The sequence below is a fragment of the Cytobacillus sp. Hz8 genome (genome assembly GCF_042263505.1).
Classification (GTDB): domain Bacteria; phylum Bacillota; class Bacilli; order Bacillales; family Cytobacillaceae; genus Bacillus_BE.
The window spans coordinates 73,776-81,196 of sequence record NZ_JBHKFI010000020.1 but is presented as its reverse complement, the minus strand read 5'-3'; the positions used below and the strand labels follow the sequence as shown (position 1 = coordinate 81,196).

6 protein-coding genes are annotated in these 7,421 nt (G+C 37.2%); 2 read left to right on the top strand and 4 right to left on the bottom strand.

Annotated elements, in window-relative coordinates:
- Positions 1-519: IS256 family transposase (locus tag ACE38V_RS19380; protein ID WP_375843859.1), on the top strand; the 519-nt coding region annotated here is incomplete at its 5' end.
- A 185-nt stretch (positions 520-704) separates the two neighbouring features.
- Here the strand turns inward: ACE38V_RS19380 and ACE38V_RS19375 are convergent.
- Together ACE38V_RS19375 and ACE38V_RS19370 are read right to left on the bottom strand one after the other, a co-directional pair.
- Entirely contained in the window at positions 705-953 is a 249-nt protein-coding gene (locus ACE38V_RS19375) for a YuzB family protein (protein ID WP_375843857.1), read from the bottom strand.
- Positions 954-1,344: 391 nt separating this feature from the next.
- Positions 1,345-3,291 carry a GTP-binding protein gene (locus tag ACE38V_RS19370; protein ID WP_375843855.1) on the bottom strand — a complete coding sequence of 649 codons (1,947 nt, stop codon included), beginning with the start codon at positions 3,289-3,291 and terminating at the stop codon, positions 1,345-1,347.
- 440 nt (positions 3,292-3,731) lie between these two features.
- Here ACE38V_RS19370 and ACE38V_RS19365 point away from each other — a divergent pair, with 440 nt between their 5' ends.
- Entirely contained in the window at positions 3,732-4,157 is a 426-nt protein-coding gene (locus tag ACE38V_RS19365) for a DUF2621 family protein (RefSeq protein WP_375843854.1), read from the top strand.
- Between the two features lie 573 nt (positions 4,158-4,730).
- On the opposite strand, the gene ACE38V_RS19360 is transcribed toward ACE38V_RS19365, so the two are convergent.
- Both ACE38V_RS19360 and xylB read right to left on the bottom strand, forming a co-directional pair.
- Positions 4,731-5,756, bottom strand: a complete 1,026-nt coding sequence (locus tag ACE38V_RS19360; RefSeq protein WP_375843852.1) for an aldose epimerase family protein — start codon at positions 5,754-5,756, stop codon at positions 4,731-4,733.
- A gap of 20 nt (positions 5,757-5,776) precedes the next feature.
- Complete coding sequence (gene xylB, locus ACE38V_RS19355) at positions 5,777-7,300, bottom strand: xylulokinase (RefSeq protein WP_375843850.1); 1,524 nt, start codon at positions 7,298-7,300, stop codon at positions 5,777-5,779.
- Positions 7,301-7,421: the final 121 nt, after the last annotated feature.

Genomic DNA, 7,421 nt, shown 5'->3' with positions numbered 1-7,421 from the left:
GGCCTAACAGGATTAGAAACAGCCTTCCGAGATACTTTTCCTATGGCAGATGTGCAACGATGTGTGGTCCATAAAATGCGTAATTTGTTATCTAAAGTGAGAAAAAAAGATCAAGCTGAAATAGCTACCGATTTTAAAGCAATATATCAATCTCAAGAACAAGTACAAGCAGAGGCAGCCTTTAATAAAGCAAAAAAAAAATGGGGGAAAAAGTACAAAAAAGAAGTCGAGTCTTGGGAAACAGATCTCCCCGCCCTCCTTACATTTTTTAAGTATCCAAAGCAAATTCGAAAATATATTTATACTACGAATCTAATTGAGAGGACAAATAAGGAGATTCGTAAACGATTAAAGACCATGAATAGTTTGCCAAGTATTGAAGCTGTAGAGAAGATAGTTTTTCTAACTTCCCATCATTACAATGAACATTGGTCAACCAAAAGGTTACCTGGCTTTATATTAGCGAGTAAGGACATTGAAAAGATGTTTTGTAAGAGATATAAAATAGAGTTCATTTAGGAATAAATTCAGCGCAAAGGGGAGTATGAGGGAAGCTTCCCTCATACTCCCCCTCAATAAAATAATATAAATAGTGGATTACTGAGAGTATATTCTTCATACACAAACTTCTTGACACAACCTATTTAATGGGGATTCGGTGTGGAGAGTCCTGTAAAAGTGGATATTCACATTCATTCCTATTTTTAATTATGATAAATGGCCAGTTCTGATTCAATTTGCTTTTTGATTAACTCTAAACATGCTGATGCTGTTTTTGCAAATATTCGCTTTCCGTTGACAATGGCATATGGACTTTTGGCACACATCCCACAAAATGAAAGGCAATCACTCGTTATGACCGCAACCTCCGGATATTCGGTTTCCAATATTTCCTCGATATTGATGGAATTAATAAGGCTGCCGTCACATATTTCGACCACGACAATTCCCATTCATACTCCTCCTTTCATGATGTAATTTTTATACGCAATTTTGCAATAAACTCTTCATAAAAATGATTGGATCTAGTGTGTCATATGGGGATTTTGGAAGGTTTGTCTGAATTACTCCATATTAACTTGTTATTAAACCTTAGTCAAAGAAAGTATCTCTAGTGCGGATTCAAATATAAGGAAGATCCAGAATTTGGCTTCTAGTTTTCCTCTGTCTGAAATCCAGCATGAAGAACTTCAGTCTACAATTCCATAGGTGATACCCAATAATTTCCTTTGCAAAGTGAGCATTTGCATTTAATTCTTAAAATGTCTTCTATCTTAATATAGATATAGTTCCACATAAGGCGAAAAAAAACTTTGCCCTCCTACTAGAGAAAGGCACAGCTTTTTATAAACAATGCATCCGTTCTTCCGCCTCATCCCATTTAACAGAAAAGCTTTGCCCTTTTGCACAAAAAATAGAGGATGAGGTGTATTCAGGATCTGCATTTCTATCATATTGGCTCTGCTCGATTATTTCCTGTTCATTATGACACTTATCATAGCCAGCAAAGCTTAAGCTAATTCGACCCTTTCCTTGAGTAAAAGACGCTAATTTAACACTATAATCGATAAAAGTCGCAACAGGCACGATACCAGTCAATATCGCTTTTTCTCCCTCAGTCTGTGGCGAACAAAACCGCCCAAATGCCGTTTGAATATCGGATAATACGCGACCCATCTGGTCAATATCCACGATAATCTTAAATTTGTAATAGGGCTCAAGAAGATGATTATCTGCTTTTTCCAGCCCTTGCCTCAAGGCTCTTAAAACTGCTTCACGAAAATCTCCACCAGAGGTATGTTTATTATGAGCTCTCCCCGTAAGCAGGGTGACTTTCAAATCAGTAATGGGGGATCCGGTTAAAATGCCATGATGCTCTCGCTCCAAAACATGCTGTCGGATTAAATTCTGATATCCAATCACTAAATCATCTGTATGGCACTCGCTTTCAAACACAATTCCACTATTTCTCTTACCTTCCTCTAGCCGTAAATGTACCTCCGCATAATGCCGCAGCGGCTCAAAATGCCCATATCCCTTTACGTGTGAATGAATTGTTTCCTTATAAAGAATCTCCGGTTTTTCAAATGAAACCCTTAGTTGAAATCGATCCATGACTACTTCTTTTAATACTTCCAGTTGAATTTTCCCCATGACTTGAAGATGGATTTCTTGAAGTCCCTCATCCCAACTAACGTTCAATGAGGGATCCTCTGCTTCAAGAATACGAAAAAATTTTAAGCCTTCTTTTCGATTCACTCCTGATTCAAAAACCACCTTGGATCTAAGGGTTGGGATCATTTCATATTCAGATTGTTCCTTTAACCCTCCTACTCCATCGCCAACCTTTGCATTGGTTAACCCTGTAACGGCAAAAAGCTCCCCAGCGAAGATTTGATTGACCTGCTGAAATTGGGATCCGTTAATTTTGCGAATTTGCGTTATTTTTTCCTCCTCTTGCAGTGAACCATAAGTAAGCAAATCACGAACATGTAACTGGCCACTTAATGCCTTCATAAAAGTCATTCTTGAGCCACTTTCGTCATAGCGAATTTTATAGACCCTTCCAGAAAACGGAGCGTAATGATCAAAATCCGTAATAGTCAAGGAATCAAAGCCTTGCAAAAAGCTTTTTATCCCAATGTCCTGCAGTGCAGAACCACTTGCATACGGGTATATTTGATTTTCTTTAATCAAATCTTGCATTTTTCGCAGCCACAGTTTTGGCTCATAGCCATTTTGGAAATAATACTCGAGTAATTCCTCATCCCGCTCTGCAATAAATTCAATTAATTCTTGCTCCATCTCACCATTTGAAAAAGCAGTAGTAATATCACAAACATGTTCAGTAAACTGCCGCCGAATTTTCTCCACTACTTGATCAACATTTGCTCCTGTCCGATCGATTTTATTGATGAAGAAAAAAGTTGGAATATGATGTTTTTTTAATAAATGCCAAACTGTTTCGGTATGACCCTCAATCCCTTCCACTGCACTTATCACGATAATCGCAAAATCCATTACTTGAATGGCTCGCTCCATTTCAGGGGAAAAATCAACATGTCCGGGAGTATCAATTATGTAATAGGTTGAATCCCCATATTTGAAAATTCCCTGATCCGCAAAAATCGTGATTCCACGTTGCTTTTCAATTTCATGACGATCTAGAAAAGTGCTTTGATGATCGACGCGACCTCGTGATTTAATTGATTTTGTATGATAAAGCAATTGCTCTGAAAAAGTCGTTTTTCCTGCATCCACATGTGCTAAAATTCCGATTGTCTTATTCATATCATTTATGGTACTCCTAATCCTTAACAAACAATTTTGATGTCATTCCAATTATAACAGTTACCTCTATGGGTTCAATGATTGCAAAAAAAAGAATGACTACTTAAGTAATCATTCTCGATTTACATATCTTATTTTCGTTTCTTCGCCACAATTTCTGTTATATTAAAGGTGACATTAATCAGCTTCCACGATATACAAAAAGCCTGCCTTATGTTCTAGAAAAATACGTTTTCATTAGAAGATAGCAAAATTATAGTATAATATTAAAGTCTATTAGGATGAATGACCTACTTTCTTTTTATAATTTAGACGTCTTTTATATGAATAAGTGAAATAGATGTACTCTTTTTATACCGAAACCAAAGGAAATTCTTGTTTTAGAACAAGCTTAACGTCTATAATAGAAAAGGAAATATACATATTGTAGGTGAAATAGAATGAACGGTGGATGGTTTCTTTGGCTAGTTTTATTTTGGGCCGTGTTTTTAGTAGGCTCATTTGCCATTGGCGGTTTTTTCATGTTCCGCAAGTTTTTCAAAAAGCTTCCAAAGGAAGACGGAAAGTCCGATATGGATTGGGAAGAGCATTATGTAAGTGAAACCCAACATCTTTGGGATAATGACCAAAAACACCTTCTTGAAGATTTAGTCAGTCCTGTACCCGAATTATTTCGCGATGTCGCCCGGCAAAAAATAGCGGGAAAGATTGGGGAACTTGCCCTCAAGGAACATGCCGAGAAAATCACGGAGGACTTAGTCATACGCGGATATATTCAAGCAACTCCTAAGCGCGACCATAAATTTTTAAAGAAAAAATTGAATGAAAATAACGTTGATATCGCGCCTTATCAGCATCTTTTTTAAACCCATTCTTTTTAGAGTGGGTTTTCTGTTTTTAGTAAAAATAGCGTTCACGAATACTCTCGTTCACGCCTTCTTTTGAAAAAAGGATGCCTCTTTTTCGCGAATATTTTTATCATTTCGCGAGTAAATTTCATTTTTCGCGAATAACCTGAATTTTTCGCGAGAATTTCAACTTTTTCGCGAATATTTTTCCAAAATCGCGAATAAAAATAGCGTTCGCGAATAAATTGGCTGTTTTCGCGAATAAATTTTAAAAGTCGCGCATAAACCTTGGATTTTCGCGAATAAATTTCATTTTTCGCGAATATTTCTTGTTCACCCTCCTTTTAATTAACTTTGAAGCCCATTAATTTCGAATAAAGTACCTTTTCAGACAGCTAGAATGAATACCAAAATAATCAAGTTTGAATCAGATGCTCAATATGAGATTAAAATGTGGTTTCAAAAAATCTTTGCGATAAAACAGCGAATATGAGCTTATTTTTATTAAAAAAGATGTTCCTTAAATACTTTCCATCTTCTAAACAACCAAAAAAGCTTCACCCTCTCTTTAGGTGAAGCCCCAATCCTCTATTAAGAAAATAGGTATTTTGTCTTTGAAGTGTATGCTTGATCTTTTTCTAATCGAATATCCTGAATCTGATTTGGTAGCTTTTGTGTTTCAAGACACAAGCCTAAATGTTTTTCTGATTGTTTTCCTCTGATAGCAAAAGTATTTTCCAACATATTTCCGGTGTAGAAAACAACTGCGGGTTCTTCGGTTTCGATTTCCAGTTTCCGTCCACTTTCTTTATCCAATAAAATGATGTCTGGTGAATGTTGATGTTTTAAAAGATAGGGATGATCAATTCCTCCGCCTACGATTTTTGTTTGTGGGTGTTCAGACATAATTCCTTGAATGACTGGATGGCTACTGCGAAAATCAAAAGATGTTCCTTCCACTGGTATGATTTTTCCTGTAGGGATAAGCGTATCATCTAACTCCAGAAAACCTTCACTATCAATGGTTAATTCATGATTCAATATCGTTTTTTTCAAATTCCCGCTTAAATTGAAATAAGAATGATTGGTGAGATTGACAATCGTTCTTTTGTCAGATTTTGCATGGTAAGAGATGATCAGCTCATTGTCGTTAGTCAACGTATAGACAACCTTCACATCGAGATTTCCAGGAAATCCTTCCTCACCATCACGACTCATGTAAGAAAATAGGATGCTAATTTCATCTTCCTTCTGCTCAATCACAGAATTCCAAATGACGTGATGAAATCCATTTGATCCACTATGTAAATTATTTTCTCCATCATTCTTTTCAAGTTGATAAGGAATTCCATCCATTTCAAAGGTTGCTTGTCCTAGCCTCCCTGCATTTCGGCCAATCACGCAGCCAAAATACGGACTATACTGAATATATTCCTCTAATGTATCAAAACCCAAAACAATGTTTTCCTTTTTTCCATTCAAATCGGGAACTTTGATTTCTGTAATGGTACAACCGTATTCTATAGCGGTAATATCCAAGCCACGTTCGTTTTCAATCGTGTAAGCCTTCACTTTTCTACCGTTTAATTCACCAAAAATCCGCTCCGTTAGCTTCATCTAAAGTCCCTCTTTTATGATTAGTTTGTTTCAGCGAAAACTTCATTCCTATTGCGAAGATCAAATAATTGATGGTTAATGGCAACGGTATGTGGATAGACATCTTTATACACTTGATAGAATTCTTTATAGCGTTTAACATTCTCAGGATTTGGTTCGTACACCTTATCTGCTTGAATAAATACTTCCGCACATTCCTTTAGGGATGAGAACCAACCAAGTCCCGCCGCTGCGATCATGGCTGCGCCCATTCCAGGTCCTTGCTCGTTTTGCAGTTTCAGTACTTTTGCATTAAAGACATCCGCTTGAATTTGAAGCCATAATTCACTCTTAGCTCCACCACCTATAGAAATGACGGTATTGATTGTTTTTTCATAATTACGGAAAATCTCAACACTCTCATTGATTGAGAATACGATTCCTTCTATAACAGCACGGGTAAAATCACCTAGATTATGTGAACCGTCAATTCCAGTGAATGTTCCTCGAATCTTGGCATCTGCATAAGGAGTTCTTTCACCAACAAGATAAGGGGTAAAAATAAGTCCTCGCGCTCCAACGGTAGATTTTGCTGCTTCTTCTAAAAGACTGTCAAAAGATTTATCCTTTGCAAATGTTTCTTTAAACCAGGTTAAACTATAACCAGCCGCAAGCGTCACACCCATTGTATAATAGGTATCCTTTTGTCCATGATTGAATAAATGAACCTTACCTCCATAGTTCTTATTTTTATTTTCTTCATAAGAAAGGAATACGCCTGATGTACCGATGCTACAAAGGGCAGTACCTTCTGATAAAATCCCTGCACCAATAGCACCGCAAGCATTATCCGCTCCGCCTGCGAAAACCTTTGTTTCCTGTGATAGTCCTGTTTTTTCAGCCACTTCAGGTAAGATGGTGCCGACCAAGTCTTCTGTTTCCACTAATGGAGGACAGATTTCAGCCGGAATTTCAAATGTTCGTAAAATTTCAGAACTCCAGGATTTATTGACAACGTCTAATAGAAGAGTCCCTGCTGCATCGGAATATTCCATATGAATTTTTCCCGTTAAGCGATACCGCAAGTAATCCTTTGGAAGTAAGAACACCTTCGCCTTGTCTAAGTTTACTGGTTCATTTTCTTTTACCCACAAAATTTTAGGTAAAGTAAACCCTTCTAAAGCGGGGTTCTTCGTAATTTCTAGCAACTTGCCTCCAAGCTGCTGATCGATTTTTTTGCATTGAGGAGTGGTTCTCGTATCATTCCATAAAATGGCATCGCGAATCACTTCATATTGCTCATCAAGTAAGACTAAACCATGCATCTGACCGGAAAAGCTTAGCCCCTCAATATCCTCTGCCTGAACGTTTGCTTCTGACACTAGCTGTTTTAAAGCGTCAATGGTTTTATCAACCCAGTCTTCGGGTTTTTGTTCACTATATCCCGGCTGTTTATGGATTAATGGATAATCTTTAGAGACGGAATATTGAACTTCTCCTAGCTGATTGACAAGAAGAACCTTGACTGAACTTGTTCCTAAATCGACTCCAATTACGTATTTCATGTGTTTTCTCCTCACTTTAAACTCAGATGTAGTGAATTTTCAACTGTCTTTGTCCTTATAAAAATGATGTGTAAAACGCTATCCCATGAGTTTAATAAGGATAGCGCCTGCCTCTATTCAA